Origin of the sequence: Methylobacterium sp. Leaf111 (genome assembly GCF_001423285.1) — a bacterium.
Taxonomy (GTDB): Bacteria; Pseudomonadota; Alphaproteobacteria; order Rhizobiales; family Beijerinckiaceae; genus Methylobacterium.
Genome location: NZ_LMNE01000011.1, coordinates 1 through 14,944 on the forward strand (window position 1 = coordinate 1; position 14,944 = coordinate 14,944).

Here is a 14,944-nt window from a genome sequence, read left to right on the forward strand (position 1 = left end):
GGCTCATAACCTGAAGGTCACAGGTTCAAATCCTGTCCCCGCAACCAAACTCAACAAAAAGCCCGCCCCGGTGAAATCCAGGGCGGGCTTTCGACGTTCCGAAGCCGGCCGCGCCCTGGCTGCGTCGGTGTAGCAGGACGACGTCCAGACCGATCCCTAGAACCGTCGAGGCGGCGGCAAGGCTCAGGATCCGCTCGATCAAGGGCGCGGAGACGCCCCGTACGGCGTCGTAGCCGTCACAGAGCGGCGTGAGCCGATCGGCCAGCGTGCTGCCTCGCCCCTCTCCCGCCTCGATCAGGCCAGGCGCAGGTCGCGGCCGTTCAGACCCTGGGACGCCAACGGGCTGGAATGGGAGGCCGCCTCCCCGCCTCCGCCGCACAACTTCTCCGAGGCTCCGCCGGTGCCGAAGGTCCCGTAGGACTGCCCGATCCAGGCCCCCGAGACCGGGAGCCACCACACGTGAGCGGCGCACCCCGCCGCCGAACCCGTCGGCGTGACGCGCGCCGAGCCCTTCGCCACCTTTGGTCAGCAGCGCTGCGCCGCGACGCTGGGCATGGGGGCTTGGCTGCTCACGGAACGGCTGCTCTTCGCCGGGCTGTTCCGCACGGGGCTGATCCTGCGCCTGCTCCATCCGGAGGCGGTGCGGGCGGCGGCCGGGCATCTCAGGTTCTAGATCGTCGCCTTCGCGGTCCTCCACCGGGTCAACCGGTAGAAGGCAACGCTGCGCAAGCCCTTCTAGACCCTCGGCCCCGCCGACTGCGCCCTCCTCCGGCACGGCCTGCTCACGCCGGTGCGCACCGTCCTGGCGCTCCTGTCGCTGCTTGCCGTGAACGTCGCGCTCGGGGCGACGCGCCCCTTCGAACAGGTCTGGCTCGTCGAGCTCGGGGTGGTCGGTGCATGGCGGCGATCATCATCCGGGTGTCGATGGCGGTCCGCCACGAGCCGCCCCTGGTGCGCCTGTTCGCCGGGGTCGGGTTCTTCTGGGTCGCGATCCTGTTCGGGATGACGCTGACCGATTCCCTCGGGCGCTGACCCCCCCGACGCACGAAAACGGCGGGGCTCGCGCCCCGCCGTCATCGGCTCGGGTGGTTCTCGGCCTCGGACCGGCGCGCGGTGCACGCCGTCCCTCGGTCGGGGCCTCAGTAGGCCGGGCCGCCCGAGGTGGTGCCGTAATTGGCCGTCGGCTTGTTGTTCTGCTCGGCATTGCCGGCCTTGGCAGAGTCGTCGGCGCGGCGGCGGAGCGAGCCGGTGGTCACGTCATCGAAGGCGCCGACGACGCGGCTGCCGGGCGCGGCGGCGGCGGGGATACCGGCCGGGGCGTTGTAGCTCTGCGCGAGGGCGGAGGTGACGGGGGCGCCGAGGGTCAGGACCAGGGCGACGGCGGCGGAAGCAAGACGGGTGTTCATAGTCGTCGTATCCAGCAGTACAGGTCCGGTCTCCGTCAAACATGCGAGGATCATGTCCAAGATGTCCGGGGGCCGTTCTTGTTGGTATGAGCGTGATGTAGGACCCGCCCCTCTGGAACGGCGTGCGCTGCAACACCCAGCGCATGCGTTTGGCGCATTTCTCTCGGATGATATGGTCTCGCCTATGTGTGTGTTGCATCACACGTCGGAGTGGGCGTCGATGTAATGACGCAAGGCGCTGGCCGCATTGAGCATGTGGGCGCGCATCCGCCGGGCGGCCGCCTCGCCGTCGCCCTCGGCGATCGCCGCCAGGATGGCCCCGTGCTCCGCGCGGGAGCCCTGGATGCGGTCCCCGTAGCGCAGCTGCGTCCGGCGGAACCCCGAGAGGCGGGTGCGCAGGGCCAGCGCCTGCTCCTTGAGGAAGCCGTTATGCGTGGCGCCGTAGAGGGCCTCGTGGAAGCTGCGGTTCAAGCCATCGTAGGCGTCGACGTCGCCGGCCGCGACCATGTCGCCGGAGCGCGCATGCAGGTCCATCAGGTGGGACCGCTCCAGGGGCGTCATCCGGTAGGTGGCGAGCCGCACGCACATCGCCTCGAACTCGGCGGTGGTCTCGAACATGTCCATGATCCGCTCGGGCGTCATGCGCGTGACCACGACCCCCCGGCGCGGGCGCAGCTCCACCAGCCCGTTGAAGGCGAGTTGGCGGAGCGCCTCGCGGACGGGCGTACGCGAGGCGCCGAAGCGGTCGGCGAGATCCTGCTCGTCGAGGGCGGTGCCGGCGGCGAGGTGCCCGGCCGCGATCTCGTCGGTGAGCGCGTTGCGGATCTGGTCCGACAGGAGTCCGCGCTCCGCCACCGGCTCGTCCATCGTGCCCGCGTCCATCATCCGCTCTCCCCCGGTTCGCTCCCTGCCCGGGACGCGCGAGACCCCATCCGTCATCCCACGATGGCCCGAACCGTGAGGTAGAACAGCAACGGACCGACGAGGCAGCCGATTCCGGTGTGGAAGGTCGCCGTCAGCGCGCCGTAGGGCACGCGCTTCGGGTCGGTGGCGGCCAGGCCCCCGGCGACGCCGCTCACCGTGCCCATCAGGCTGCCGAAGGCCATGGCCGAGCGCGGATTGTCGAGACCGATGAGCTGGGCGACGGGGGGGCGACCATGACCATCACGGCCTTGGTGACGCCGGTGGCGATGGAGAGCGCCATCACGGCCGAGTCCGCGCCGAGCGCCGCCCCCGTCACCGGCCCGACGATGTGGGTCACGGCCCCCGCGCCGATCGTCGTGATGCCGACGGCGTCGGTGTAGCCGAAGGCCACCGCCGTCAGGGCGCCGAGGATGAAGGGGAGCACGGGGCCGAGGCCTAAGGCCAGGACGCCGAGGAGCCTGGCGCGGCGGGCCTCCGGCACGTCGACCTCGAAGGCGGTGGCCACGATGGCGAAGTCGCGCAGCATCGCCCCGCCCATCAGGCCGATGCCGGCGAAGGCCGGCCGGTCGGCGACGCCCTTCCTGCCACCGGTATAGAGGCCCGCACATAGGCGAGCACGAGGACGATGGCGATGGCCGAGCCGTGGACCCGGCCGGCAGTGAGCCAACGGCTGGCGAGGTTCGAGACCGGCATCAGGGCGCCGACCGCCGCGAAGGCGGCCGCCAGGCCCTGCTCGACGAAGACGTGCTCGATCATGGCCAGCATGGGGTCATGGGACCGTGGCGGCGGTGAGCACGATGGGCCCCGCCGCGCACGGCCGCCATCACGTTCTGCTGCGCGGCCATCGCCACCACGATCGGGATGTACAGGGTCGACCAGAACTCGACCCCCAGCGTGATGCCGCCGCCGAGCTTGCCCTGGGCGAGGAGCCAGGACCAGGCGGCGATGAGCAGGATCATGGCGAGGCCGACCCCGCCGACATTGGCCTTGACCCCAAGGGCGATGCCCAGCCGGTCGCCGAGGAACACGCCGATTGGGGTGCAGAGCGCCAGGAGCGCGACGCCGAGGATGGTCATCGGGCGTGGCTCCGCGTCGTCGTGACGGGGGACGGCGATCGGAATGCACGGGGCATGGAGCGTTCCTCCTGCGTATTCGACGATTCGTTTTTGATTGCTCTCAGTATACCGTTGATTGACAGGTTCGCAATTTGGAATACTGATCGAGGGAATGAATCGGGTTCGGCATGTCGTAGGGTGTCGATCGCGGAGTGCCGTATACGCAGGCTGGGACGAGGGGGCGGACAGGATGACGGATTGGCGTCAGGAACGCACCGCCCGCGAGGCGCGCCTTGAAAGGGCGCGGCCGCATGCGGACGGCAAGGTCGTGCCGGCGGCCCGGGTCGTCGACCTCCTCGAGGCGATCCTCCGGCCGGGCGACCGGGTCTGCCTGGAGGGCGACAACCAGAAGCAGGCCGATTGCCTCGCCCGCGGCCTGTCCGCCTGCGATCCGGCCCGGGTCCACGACCTGCACATGGTGCAGTCGGGCATCGTCCTGCCCGAGCATCTCGACATCTTCGAGCAGGGCATCGCCAAGCGGCTCGATTATTCCTATTCCGGTCCCCAGGGCGCCCGCATCGCCAAGATGCTGTATGGCGGCCAGATCGAGCTCGGGGCGGTGCACACCTACCTCGAGCTCTTCGCGCGCTACTTCATCGACCTGACACCGAACGTGGCCCTGATCGCGGGCGTCTCGGCCGACCGGGACGGCAACCTCTATACGGGCCCCAACACCGAGGACACGCCCACCGTGGTGGAGGCGACCGCCTTCAAGAACGGCGTGGTGGTGGCCCAGGTGAACGCGATCGTCGACCGGGTGCCCCGCGTCGACATCCCCGGCGACCGGGTGGACTTCGTGGTGGAGGCCGACAGGCCGTTCTACGTCGAGCCGCTCTTCACCCGCGACCCCGGCGCCGTGACCGAGACGCAGATCCTGATGGCCATGATGGCGATCAAGGGGATCTACGCGGAATACGGCATCCGCCGCCTCAACCACGGCATCGGCTTCGGCACCGCGGCGATCGAGCTGCTGCTGCCCACCTATGCCGAGCGCCTCGGCCTGAAGGGCCGGATCGCCACCCACTGGGCGCTCAACCCGCATCCGAGCCTGATCCCGGCCATCGAATCCGGCTGGGTCAGCCAAATCCACTGCTTCGGCTCCGAAGTGGGCATGGACAAGTACATCCGCGCCCGGCCGGACGTGTTCTTCACCGGCTCCGACGGCTCACTCCGGTCCAATCGCGCCTACTGCCAGACGGCCGGCCTCTATGCCTGCGACCTCTTCATTGGCTCGACCCTGCAGATCGACTTGGCCGGCCATTCCTCCACCGTGACCACCAACCGGGTGGCGGGCTTCGGCGGCGCCCCGAACATGGGCTCGGATCCGCACGGCCGGCGCCACCCCTCCGACACCTGGATGAAGGCGGGCCGCGAGGCCGGGGGCACGGGCGACCCGGCGCTCCGGCGCGGGCGCAAGCTCGTGGTGCAGCTCGTCGAGACCTTCGGCGACAAGCTGGTCCCGGCCTTCGTGGAGCGGCTCGACGCCCTGGAACTCGCGCGCAAGCTCAAGCTCGAGCTCGCCCCCGTGATGGTCTACGCCGACGACGTCACCCACATCGTCACCGAGGAGGGCATCGCCAACCTGCTGCTGTGCCGGACCCCGGACGAGCGGGAGCAGGCGATCCGCGGGGTGGCCGGCTACACCGAGGTGGGCCGGGGCCGCGACCACGCGGAGGTGGAGCGCCTGCGCGCCAGGGGGATCATCCGGCGCCCCGAGGATCTCGGCATCGAGCCCCTGGACGCCGACCGCTCGCTGCTCGCCGCGCGCTCGATCAAGGACCTCGTGCACTGGTCGGGCGGCCTCTACGAGCCGCCGGCCAAGTTCCGGAACTGGTGAGGATTTTCGCGTCATGGAGAAGCTGAGCTTCCGCCACGCCACCCGGACGGCGCTCCCCGGCACGCGGGCCAGCGCGATCACCGGGGTCGTCGCCTCCGGCAACCTCGAGGTGCTGCTGGAGCGCAACCTCGCCCCCGACGCGTGCCACGTCGAGATCGATACCGCCATCGCCGGGTACGGGGAGGTCTGGGCCGCCGTGGTCGCGGATTTCGTGGCCCGCCGGCAGCCCGGCGGGCTCACCATCACCATCAACGACGGGGGCGCCCGCCCCGACACCGTGTCCCTGCGCCTCGCCCAGGGCGCCCGCCTGATGGAGATGCCGTGATGGACTGGAAGCCCGTCTCCCTCTCTTCCTGGCCCCTCGACCAGAGCTGGTACGAGGCCAGCGCCCGCGCCCGCCTCGCCGGCCTCCTCGACATGGACACGTTCCAGGAGTTCGTCGGCCCCGAGCAGCGGAGAATGAGCCCGCACCTGCCGCTGTTCGACCTGCCGCGCGCCTTCGACGACGGCATGATCGTCGGGCGCGGCCGCCTCGACGGACAGGACGTGCTGGTCGCCGCCCAGGAGGGCCGCTTCATGGGCGGCGCCTTCGGCGAGATCCACGGCGCCAAGCTCGTCGGTCTGCTGCGGGCGGCGCTGGCCGTGAAGCCTGCCGCTCTGCTGATCCTGTTCGACACCGGGGGCGTGCGCCTGCAGGAGGCCAATGCGGGCGAGACCGCCATCGCGGAGATCATGCGGGCGATCACGGTCGCGCGGGCCGCCGGCATCCCGGTCATCGGGCTGATCGGGGGGCGGGCCGGCTGCTACGGCGGCGGCGGCCTCGTCGCCGGCACCTGCGCGCGCCTGATCATCTCCGAAGGGGGACGCCTCAGCGTCTCCGGCCCCGAGGTGATCGAGACCAACAAGGGCGCGGAGGAGTTCGATTCCCGCGACCGGGCGCTGGTGTGGCGCACCATGGGCGGAAAGCACCGGCGTCTCATCGGCGCCGCCGACGCCTTCGTGGACGACACGATCGGGGCGTTTCGGCGGGCCGCCCTGGCGGCGATCCCGGCGGCCCCGGCCTTTGATCTCGCCACGCTCGAGGCCGAGCAGGCCCGGCTGGAGGCCCGCCTCGACCGCTTCGGCGACGCCCGGGACGCCACCGAGATCTGGGGGCGCCTCGGCGTCAACGACCCCGCCGCCGTGCCGGGCCTGACCACCGAGGGCTTCGACGCCCTGCTCGCCCGCCTCCCGGAGGGGCCGCACCATGCCCGATAAGATGCCCCTCGACGCCCTGCTCGCCTCGCTTTTTCCGGCGGGCCACGCCGTCACGGTGGCGGACGGCCTGATATCCGGCGATGGCCCCCTCGGTGGCGGCCGCCTCGCCGTGATCGGCATCGACGGCGAGGCGGCGCTGGGCATCGAGGGCGCCTGCTTCCTGGCGGGGCGCGTCCTCGACGTGGTGCGGGCGGGCGGCGGCACGCCCATCCTCGTCCTGATCGATTCCGACAGCCAGCGCATGAGCCGGCGCGACGAGCTTCTCGGCCTCAACGAGTACCTCGCCCATCTGGCCAAGGCGCTGCTGCTGGCCGACGCGCAGGGGCACCCGACCCTCGGCCTGCTCTACGGCCACAGCGCGGCCGGGGCCTTCATCGCCACGGCGCTCGCCACCCGCGTGCTCGCGGCCCTGCCCGGCGCCCATCCGAGCGTGATGGACCTCCCCTCCGTGGCCCGCGTCACCAAGCTGCCCCTGGAGACGCTGCAGGACATGGCCCGCTCGACCTCGGTCTTCGCGCCGGGGCTCGACAACATGGTCCAGACCGGCGCCGTGCAGGCGGTCCTCGACCCCGACAAGCCCCTCGGCCTGCAGGTCGCCGCGCTGATCGCGGACAGCCCGGCGGCCGATACCCGCGACGCGCTGGGCCATGAACGGGGCGGGCGCCCCCTCGCCCACGACATCGCCGCTCAGGTGGTGCGCGAGGCGCAGGACCGGGTGCTGCGCGAGGCGCCGGGTGCGTGATGCCGCGCGCCACGACCTGCTCACGGTGGCGCCCGCCGCCTGGGGCCCGCTGCTGGCGCAGCGGCCGGACCTCGACGGGATTCCCCATCTCGCCGATTGGGCCGCGCGCGGCTGGCCCGTGATCGTGCGCCGCCGCGGGCCCGGCGAGGATGGCACCCTGGTTCCGGCCGGGCTGCCGCTGCCGCCCTCCCTCGGCAAGCGCCGCATCGGCCTCACGCTTCCGCCCGCGGCTTTGCGCCCGCGCCCCGGCCTGACCCTGGCCGAGGCGCGGGCGGCCGCGCCCGCCACCTGGCAGCCCGCCCTCGACGCGCTCCTGGCGCACGGGGCCGCCCATGGTCGCGTGCCCCGGGTGTTCGGTGGTCTGCTCTGGCAGGCCCTGACGGGTCTGCCCTACCTTTCCGCCACCTCCGACCTCGACCTGCTCTGGCCCGGTCCCGTCCGCCCGGCCTTCCTCGACGGCCTCGCCGATCTCGCGGCACAGGCGCCGATGCGCCTCGACGGCGAGATCGGCCTCGCCGACGGCTTCGCCGTGAACTGGCGCGAGCTGCAGGCGGCCGGCCCCGGCGACACCGTCCTGGCCAAGGGCCTGGAGCGGCTGGAGCTCCGGCCCGTTTCGGCCCTTCGCGCCGCCCTGACGCCGGCGGCCTGAGCCATGCCGATGCGTGCCCTCTTGCCGATGCCCGCGGCTCCGTGGGAGACCCGGGTCCCCGCTGCGACTGTCGGCGGCCCGGACGCAATCGCCCGCCTCGCCACGCACTGCCTGCGCCTGGAGCTCGCCACCTATCCCAAGCCCGGCCTCGTCAGCCACGTGGACCGCGGCAGCCATTCCGACATGGATGCGGGCACCTTCGGGGCGAGTGCCTCCGCCCTGGAGCCCTATTTCGCGGATCTGGCCGAGGCCGGCGCGGCCGGGGCCGGGATGGCGCATCTGCGCCGGATCGGCCTCGCGGCGGAGGCGGCGATGCGGGCGGCCACGGGGGGCGTGAACACCCACCGGGGCGCCATCTTCGGCCTGGGCCTCCTCGGCGCGGCGGCCGGCGCCCTGGGGCGGCGTCCGGCGGCCGGGAGCCTCGGCGCCCATGTCCGCGCACGCTACGCCGGTGCCATTCTGGACGGCCCCGAACTGCTGCACGCGCCGGGTGCGCGGGCGCGGCGGCGGCACGGGGTCGGGGGCGCGCCGGCCGAGGCCGCGGCCGGCTTCCCGACCCTCTACGGCACCGGCCTGCCGGCCCTGCGCCGGGCCCGTGCCCGACGTCCCGAGTCGCCCGAGGCGGCGCGGGTGGAGGCCTGCCTCGCCCTGGTCGCGGCCCTCGAGGACACCAACCTCCTGCATCGTGGCGGCCCGGAGGGGTTCGGTTTCGCCCGGGCGGAAGCCGCCCGCTTCCTCGCCGAGGGCGGCATTGCCCGGGACGACTGGGTCTCACACGCGGAAAACCTGCACCGCGCCTTCGTCGCCCGCCGCCTCAGCCCCGGCGGAGCGGCCGACCTGCTGGCCATGACGCTGTTCGTCGACGCCTGGGAGCGACCATGAGCGTTGATCGCCCATGACCCTCGCGGTCCTCCTCTCCGGCCAGGGCGGCCAGCATCCCGGGATGTTCGACCTCACGGCCGCCCTGCCCGAGGCGCAGGGCGTCTTCGCGGCCGCGGCCCCCCTGCTCGGTCAGGATCCGCGCGACTTCGTGCGCTCAGGGAAGGACCTGCACGCCAACCGGATCGGGCAGATCCTGTGCTGCGTGGCTGGCCTCGCCGCCTGGACCCTGGTGCGGAGGGCTCAGGCCGCCCGCGTCGTGGTGGTGGGCTACAGCATCGGCGATCTCGCGGCCTTCGGCTGCGCCGGCCTGTTCGCGCCCGAGACGGTGCTGCACCTCGCCGCCGCCCGCGCCGAGGCGATGGATGCGGCGGCCGGTCCCGGCTACGGCCTCGCCGGCCTGCGCGGCCTGCCTGCCGCGCGGGCCTTCGCCCTGGCCGAGGCGCAGGGGTGCCATCCGGCGATCCGCAACGCCGCCGACAGCGTGGTGGTGGGCGGCCCCGTCGCGGCGCTGGACGCCCTCTGCGCCCAGGCCCTTGCGGCGGGCGCGGCCCGGGCCGTTCGCCTGCCCGTCCACATTCCCTCGCACACGCCGCTCCTGGCCGAGGCCTCGGCGCGCTTCGCCGAGCGGCTGGCGCAGGCTCCCCTGGCGACCCCGCCGCGTCCGGCCCCGCGCCTCCTCAGCGGCCTCGACGGAGCGGCGGTGTTCCGGCCGGAGGCGGGCCTGCCCAAGCTTGCCGCGCAGGTGGCGCAGACCCTGGACTGGGCCGCCTGCCTGGAGGGCGTCGGTGAGTTCGGCGCGACCCGGGTGCTCGAACTCGGCCCCGGCCACGCCCTCGCCACCATGGCCCGCGCGGCCCTGCCCGAGGCGCGGGTTCATGCGCTGGAGGACTTTCGCCAGCCCGCCGGCGTGGTGCAATGGATACGCGACGGGGCCTGAGCGCCCCTGATGGAGTGGAATGCCACGATGCAGTACCGCAATCTCGGCCGCTCGGGCCTCAAGGTCTCGCCGCTCTGCCTCGGCACCATGATGTTCGGCGGCCCCACCGACGAGGCCACCGCCGGCCGCATCATCGACAGCGCCCGGGGCGCCGGCATCAACTTCCTCGACACCGCCGACGTCTACAACGAGGGCCGCTCCGAGGAGGTGGTGGGCCGGGCGCTTCGCCGGGACCGCGAGGCCTGGGTGCTCGCCACCAAGGTCGCCAACCCGATGGGACCGGGCCCCAACGACCGGGGCCTGTCGCGCCCCCACGTGCTGCGCGCCGCCGAGGCCAGCCTGAAGCGGCTCGGCACCGACGTGATCGACATCTACTACCTCCACAAGGAGGACCACACGACGCCGCTCTCCGAGACCATCGGCGCCATCGCGCTCCTCGTGCGCCAGGGCAAGATCCGTTACTTCGGCGTCTCCAACTACCGGGCCTGGCGGGTCGCCGAGATCTGCCGCCTGTGCGACGACCTCGGTATCGACCGGCCCGTGGTCAGCCAGCCTTACTACAACGCCCTGAACCGGATGCCCGAGACCGAGCACCTGCCGGCCTGCGCCCATTACGGCCTCGGCGTGGTGCCGTACTCGCCGCTGGCCCGCGGCGTGCTCACCGCCAAATACGATCCCGATGCCCCGCCCCCCGAGGGCACCCGCGCGGGGCGCCAGGACACCCGCATGATGCAGACGGAGTGGCGCCCGGAATCCCTGGTGATCGCCCGGATTTTCCAGGCCCATGCGGCCGCGCGGGGCCTGACGGCGGGGCAGTTCGCAGTGAACTGGGTGCTGGCCAACCGCACCGTCACCTCGGTCATCGCCGGGCCGCGCACGGAGGCGCAGTGGGACGCGTATCTGGGCGCGCTGGGCTACACCTTCACGGACGAGGACGAGGCCCTCGTCGACGCCCACGTCGTCACCGGCCACTCCTCGACGCCGGGCTACAACGACCCGGCCTACCCGATCGAGGGCCGCGTGCGGGGCTGAGGGCGTTCCGCAGGGATCCCCCCGAGGCCGCTCGCGTGTCCCTCCCCCGCAAGGGATCGGGACACGCGTCGTCGCCGAAAGGGCGTCGTTCGCTCAGCCCTGCGTCTCGGCCAGATGCAGCGCCACCAGGGCATCGAAGCTGGCATCGCCCTCGAAGCCCAGGTCCAGGGCGCGGCGCGTGTCGAAGGCCTCCGGCCAGGTCTCCACGATGGCCTGGATGGCCGGATTCGGTTCGCGCCGGATCAGCGCCACCGCTCTGTCCCCGCCCACGCGGCGCAGGGCCTCGATCTCGTCGGCCACCGTCGCCGAGATTCCCGGCATGGTCAGGCTGCGGCGCAGGCCGAGGGGCGCGAGGTCGATGCGGGCGGCATGCAGGAGGTATTGCGTGGCCGAAAGCGGGCTGGCGAACCAGTGGCGCACGGTATCGGGCACCGGCAGGATCGCCTCCTGGCCGGCCAGCGGCTCGCGGATGATCCCGGAGAAGAACCCGGACGCCGCCTTGTTCGGCTTGCCCGGCCGCACGCAGATGGTGGGCAGGCGCAGGCCGATGCCGTCGAGGAAGCCGCGCCGGCTGTAGTCGGCGAGCAGCAGTTCGCCCATCGCCTTCTGGGTGCCGTAGGAGGTGGCCGGCGTCAGGATCATGTCGTCCGGGATCACGCCCGGGAGCGGCGGCCCGAACACGGCCAGCGACGAGGTGAAGACCACGCGGGGACGATAGCCCTCGGCGACATGGGCCTGCCGGATGGCCTCGAGGAGCAGCCGGGTGGCGTCGAGATTGACCCGGTAGCCCTTCTCCAGATCGGCCTCCGCCTCGCCCGAGACGATCGCCGCGAGGTGGAAGACCACGTCCGGTCGGCCCGCGATGGCGGCCTCCGCCGCGCCGGGCACGGAGAGGTCGGCGGCAGCCGTGACGACGGAGCCGGTGAAGCCCGCCGGGGCGGTCGGCTCCACCACGTCGACCAGGGTGAGGGCGCGGGTATCGCCCTGCGTGGCGAGGGCGTCGGTCAGGCGCCGGCCGATCATGCCGGCGGCGCCGAGGATCAGTGCGTGCATGGGTCGTCCTTTCAGGCTCAGCGCATCAGGTCGAGGGCGCGGGAGAAGAAGTCGCGGCCGCCGAAATTGCCGGATTTGAGGGCGAGCAGCATGGGCTCACCCTGCCCCATCGTGCGCAGCACCGGTACCCCGGCGGCGATCTCGGGCCCGAGGCGGAAGGCCTTCAGCCCGAGCCGGTCCACGACCGCCCCCGACGTCTCGCCGCCCGCCACCACGAGGCGGCGCACGCCGTGCGCCACCAGGCCTTCCGCGATGCGGGCCAGCGCGTCCTCGAGGGCGTGGCCGACCCGATCGCCGCCGTGGCGCGCCTGGAGGGCCCGCACGGTCTCGGGCTCGGCGCTGCTGGCGATGAGGACGGGGCCGGCGCCGACGTGCTCGCCGGCCCAGGCCAGGACGGCCGCGATCTCGGCCTCGGTCTCGGCCTCGCCGACGAGCATCCGCTCGGGGTCGAGGCGGCGCACCGGCATCAGGGCCTCGGCCGCCGCGATCTGGCCGAGGGTCGCCTGTGAGCAACTGCCGGCGAGGCAGGCGGAGAGCCCCCCCACGGGCGCGCCGAGATCCGCCGCGCTGTCCGGCGCGGCGGCACGCCCGGTCGCGACCAGGGCCCGGGCGAGGCCGAGGCCGAGGCCCGAGGCGCCCACCGACACCCGGTGGCCGAGCGCCGCCGTGCCCAGGGTCTCGAGGTCGGCCTCCACCACCGCATCCGCGATGGCCGCGCCGATCCCCTCGGCGGCGAGCGCGTCAAGGCACGCGGCGACGGCGTCCGGCCCCTTCGCCACGGTGGCGAAATCCACCAGACCCACGGGCGACGCGCTCTGGCGGCCCAGCACCCGCACGAGGTTGGCGTCCCGCATCGGGTTGAGGGGATGGTCCTTGAGCGGGCTCTCGTTCAGCGGCACCGCGCCGACGAACAGGTTGCCCTGGTAGACGGTGCGCCCCGTTTCCGGGAAGGCGGGGGTGACGAGGGCGATGGCCTCGCCCGCCTCGCCCCGCAGGGCGTCCAGGACGGGTCCGATATTGCCCGCGTCGGTGGAATCGAAGGTCGAGCAGATCTTGAACAGGACGTGGGCGGCGCCCCGTCCGCGCAGCCAGGCCTCGGCCGCGCGGGTGCGCGCCACGGCTTCCGCGGCCGGGATGGAGCGGCTCTTCAGGGCCACCACCACGGCCTCGACACCGGCCAGATCGAGGTCGTCGGCGGGGATGCCGATGGTCTGCACCGTGCGCAGGCCCCCCTTGCTGAGCGTGTTGGCGAGGTCCGAGGCGCCGGTATAGTCGTCGGCCACCGATCCGAGGGCGAGGCTCATCGGGTGCCCTCCCGGACCTGCGAGGCGCGGTAGGGCTCGAACCAGCCCAGGCCCTCCCCGGTGCCGCCGGCCGGGTTGTACTCGCAGCCGACGAAGCCCGCGTAGCCGAGGTAGTCCAGTTCGGCGAAGAGGAAGGCGTCGTTCATCTCGCCGGTGCCGGGCTCGTTCCGGGCGGGGACGCTGGCGGTCTGGACGTGCCCGACCATCGGCATCAGGTCGCGCAGGCGGGTGGTCACGTCCCCGTGCAGGATCTGGCAGTGGTAGAGGTCGAACTGCAGCTTCAGGTTCGGCAGGGCGAGGTCGCGGATGAGGTCGGCGGCCATGTCGAAGTCGTTGAGGAAGTAGCCCGGCATGTTGCGGGCGTTGATCGGCTCCAGCACGAGGTCGAGGCCTTCGCGGCCGACGCGCTCGGCGGTCCAGGCCACGGCCCGGCGATAGGCGTCCTGCGCCGCCGGATCGCGCGCATCCGCCATGCCGGCCATGAGGTGGAGCCGGGCGACGCCCGTGGCCTTGGCGTAGGTCAGGCCGGTCTCGACGCCCGCCTGCAGCTCGGCGAACCGGTCCGGCAGGGCGGCGAGGCCGCGCTCGCCCGCCGCCCAGTCGCCCGGCGGCAGGTTGAACAGGGCCTGGGTCAGCCCGAACCGCGCCAGGCGCTCGGCGATGGCCTTGGGCGGATGATCGTAGGGGAAGAGGAACTCCACGGCGGTGAAGCCCGCCTCCGCGGCGGCGGCGAAGCGGTCGAGGAACGGCCGCTCCGTGAACATCAGCGTGAGATTGGCGGCAAAACGCGGCATCGGCTCTTCTCCCTTCAGGCCTTGGGCGACGGCAGGGCGACGCCGGCCACCTGGGCGTAGAGGCGGGCCACCGAGGCGTCGTCGTCCCGGCCCATGCCGGAGCCGGACGCCATCAGGAACATCTGCAGCGCGGCGGCGGCCACCGGCACGGGGTATGTCTCCGCCCGCGCCATGTCCTGCACGATGCCCAGATCCTTGACGAAGATGTCGACCGCGCTTCTCGGGCTGTAATCGCCGTCGAGGACGTGCGGCATGCGGTTCTCGAACATCCAGGAATTGCCGGCCGACGCCGTGATGACCTCGTAGACCTTGCGGAGATCCAAGCCCTGCTTGGCGGCAAAGCTCATGGCCTCGCTGGCGGCGGCGATGTGCACGCCGGCAAGCAACTGGTTGATCATCTTGAAGGCGGCGCCCTGCCCGGCCGCGTCGCCGAGCTCGTAGAGCTTGCCGGCCATGGCGTGAAGGGCTGGGCGGGCCGCGTCGAAGGCCGCCTTCGTGCCGGAGGCCAGGAAGGTGAGTTCGCCCTCGGCCGCGCGGACGGCGCCGCCGCTCATCGGCGCGTCGAGGTAGTGGCGGCCGGTCTCCTCCAGGCGGGCCGCGAGGCGCCGGGCGACGGCCGGGTCCATGGTGGCCGAGGAGACGAACACCGCGCCCGCCCGCATGGTCTCTGCAGCGCCGCCGGGCCCGAACAGCACGGCCTCGGTCTGGGCGGCGTTGACCACGACGCAGACCACGACGTCGGCGCCCTCCGCCGCCGCCGCGGGGTTCGCCGCCGCCTGCCCGCCGGTCGCGGCGAAGCGCGCGACGGCGTCCGCGTCCACGTCGCAGGCCGCGACGGCGAAGCCGGCCCGGAGGAGCGAACCGGCCATGCCGGCGCCCATGGAGCCGAGGCCGATCACGGCGGCCCGCTGGGTCTGGGTGTTGATGCTCATGGGGACCTGTTCATGGGAGGGAGGGATCGGAGCGGGCAAATCGAAACGACGGTGCTGCGACCCATCCCGTCATCCCGGGC

General features: G+C 72.8%; 18 protein-coding genes and 1 pseudogene. 10 read left to right on the top strand and 9 right to left on the bottom strand.

Annotated elements, in window-relative coordinates:
* Positions 1-294: 294 nt before the first annotated feature.
* A complete protein-coding gene (locus tag ASF41_RS08850) occupies positions 295-459 on the bottom strand; it encodes a hypothetical protein (protein WP_156653252.1) in 165 nt (54 codons plus the stop codon).
* A 34-nt stretch (positions 460-493) separates the two neighbouring features.
* Between ASF41_RS08850 and ASF41_RS08855 the strand changes: the two genes are divergently transcribed.
* Entirely contained in the window at positions 494-673 is a 180-nt protein-coding gene (locus tag ASF41_RS08855; protein ID WP_056492525.1) for a hypothetical protein, read from the top strand.
* A 224-nt stretch (positions 674-897) separates the two neighbouring features.
* Positions 898-1,032, top strand: a complete 135-nt coding sequence (locus tag ASF41_RS26435; protein WP_280138138.1) for a hypothetical protein — start codon at positions 898-900, stop codon at positions 1,030-1,032.
* Positions 1,033-1,139: 107 nt separating this feature from the next.
* Here ASF41_RS26435 and ASF41_RS08865 read toward each other — a convergent pair whose 3' ends face one another.
* The 4 genes and pseudogenes from ASF41_RS08865 to madL form a co-directional block, all read right to left on the bottom strand.
* Positions 1,140-1,406 (bottom strand): hypothetical protein, encoded by a 267-nt coding sequence (locus ASF41_RS08865; RefSeq protein WP_056216654.1) that lies wholly within the window; start codon positions 1,404-1,406, stop codon positions 1,140-1,142.
* 198 nt (positions 1,407-1,604) lie between these two features.
* Positions 1,605-2,273 (bottom strand): GntR family transcriptional regulator, encoded by a 669-nt coding sequence (locus ASF41_RS08870; protein ID WP_407067268.1) that lies wholly within the window; start codon positions 2,271-2,273, stop codon positions 1,605-1,607.
* Positions 2,274-2,341: 68 nt separating this feature from the next.
* A pseudogene (gene madM, locus ASF41_RS08875) lies at positions 2,342-3,095 on the bottom strand (malonate transporter subunit MadM).
* Complete coding sequence (gene madL / locus ASF41_RS08880) at positions 3,083-3,406, bottom strand: malonate transporter subunit MadL (RefSeq protein ID WP_082504198.1); 324 nt, start codon at positions 3,404-3,406, stop codon at positions 3,083-3,085. Before madL ends, madM begins: the two are co-directional and overlap by 13 nt.
* A gap of 229 nt (positions 3,407-3,635) precedes the next feature.
* On the opposite strand from madL, the gene mdcA reads away from it, so the two are divergent.
* The 8 genes from mdcA to ASF41_RS08920 are packed head-to-tail and all read left to right on the top strand — an operon-like array spanning position 3,636 to position 10,781.
* Positions 3,636-5,282, top strand: coding sequence for a malonate decarboxylase subunit alpha (gene mdcA / locus ASF41_RS08885; RefSeq protein ID WP_056492528.1), 1,647 nt, complete (start codon positions 3,636-3,638; stop codon positions 5,280-5,282).
* A gap of 13 nt (positions 5,283-5,295) precedes the next feature.
* On the top strand, positions 5,296-5,607 hold the full coding sequence (gene mdcC / locus ASF41_RS08890) for a malonate decarboxylase acyl carrier protein (RefSeq protein WP_056216648.1): 312 nt from the start codon (positions 5,296-5,298) through the stop codon (positions 5,605-5,607).
* Positions 5,607-6,539 (top strand): biotin-independent malonate decarboxylase subunit beta, encoded by a 933-nt coding sequence (locus ASF41_RS08895; protein WP_056492531.1) that lies wholly within the window; start codon positions 5,607-5,609, stop codon positions 6,537-6,539. The genes mdcC and ASF41_RS08895 overlap by 1 nt, the downstream gene beginning before the upstream one ends.
* Position 6,540: 1 nt before the next feature.
* Positions 6,541-7,281, top strand: a complete 741-nt coding sequence (mdcE, locus tag ASF41_RS08900; RefSeq protein ID WP_056492534.1) for a biotin-independent malonate decarboxylase subunit gamma — start codon at positions 6,541-6,543, stop codon at positions 7,279-7,281.
* Complete coding sequence (gene mdcG, locus ASF41_RS08905; RefSeq protein WP_056492537.1) at positions 7,274-7,930, top strand: malonate decarboxylase holo-[acyl-carrier-protein] synthase; 657 nt, start codon at positions 7,274-7,276, stop codon at positions 7,928-7,930. Before mdcE ends, mdcG begins: the two co-directional genes overlap by 8 nt.
* Positions 7,931-7,957: 27 nt before the next feature.
* Positions 7,958-8,812, top strand: coding sequence for a triphosphoribosyl-dephospho-CoA synthase MdcB (gene mdcB / locus ASF41_RS08910; protein WP_156653254.1), 855 nt, complete (start codon positions 7,958-7,960; stop codon positions 8,810-8,812).
* A 13-nt stretch (positions 8,813-8,825) separates the two neighbouring features.
* Positions 8,826-9,749: an acyltransferase domain-containing protein gene (locus ASF41_RS08915; RefSeq protein WP_056492543.1), complete on the top strand. Its 924-nt coding sequence runs from the start codon at positions 8,826-8,828 to the stop codon at positions 9,747-9,749.
* Positions 9,750-9,776: 27 nt separating this feature from the next.
* Positions 9,777-10,781, top strand: coding sequence for an aldo/keto reductase (locus ASF41_RS08920; protein ID WP_056383255.1), 1,005 nt, complete (start codon positions 9,777-9,779; stop codon positions 10,779-10,781).
* 93 nt (positions 10,782-10,874) lie between these two features.
* Here the strand turns inward: ASF41_RS08920 and denD are convergent, their stop codons facing one another.
* The 4 genes from denD to ltnD are packed head-to-tail and all read right to left on the bottom strand — an operon-like array spanning position 10,875 to position 14,864.
* Positions 10,875-11,834 (bottom strand): D-erythronate dehydrogenase, encoded by a 960-nt coding sequence (denD, locus tag ASF41_RS08925; protein WP_056492546.1) that lies wholly within the window; start codon positions 11,832-11,834, stop codon positions 10,875-10,877.
* A 17-nt stretch (positions 11,835-11,851) separates the two neighbouring features.
* Complete coding sequence (otnK, locus tag ASF41_RS08930; RefSeq protein WP_056492549.1) at positions 11,852-13,138, bottom strand: 3-oxo-tetronate kinase; 1,287 nt, start codon at positions 13,136-13,138, stop codon at positions 11,852-11,854.
* Positions 13,135-13,932 (bottom strand): 2-oxo-tetronate isomerase, encoded by a 798-nt coding sequence (gene otnI / locus ASF41_RS08935; RefSeq protein WP_056492552.1) that lies wholly within the window; start codon positions 13,930-13,932, stop codon positions 13,135-13,137. The genes otnK and otnI overlap by 4 nt, the downstream gene beginning before the upstream one ends.
* Before the next feature lie 14 nt (positions 13,933-13,946).
* Positions 13,947-14,864 carry an L-threonate dehydrogenase gene (gene ltnD, locus ASF41_RS08940; RefSeq protein WP_056216630.1) on the bottom strand — a complete coding sequence of 306 codons (918 nt, stop codon included), beginning with the start codon at positions 14,862-14,864 and terminating at the stop codon, positions 13,947-13,949.
* Positions 14,865-14,944: the final 80 nt, after the last annotated feature.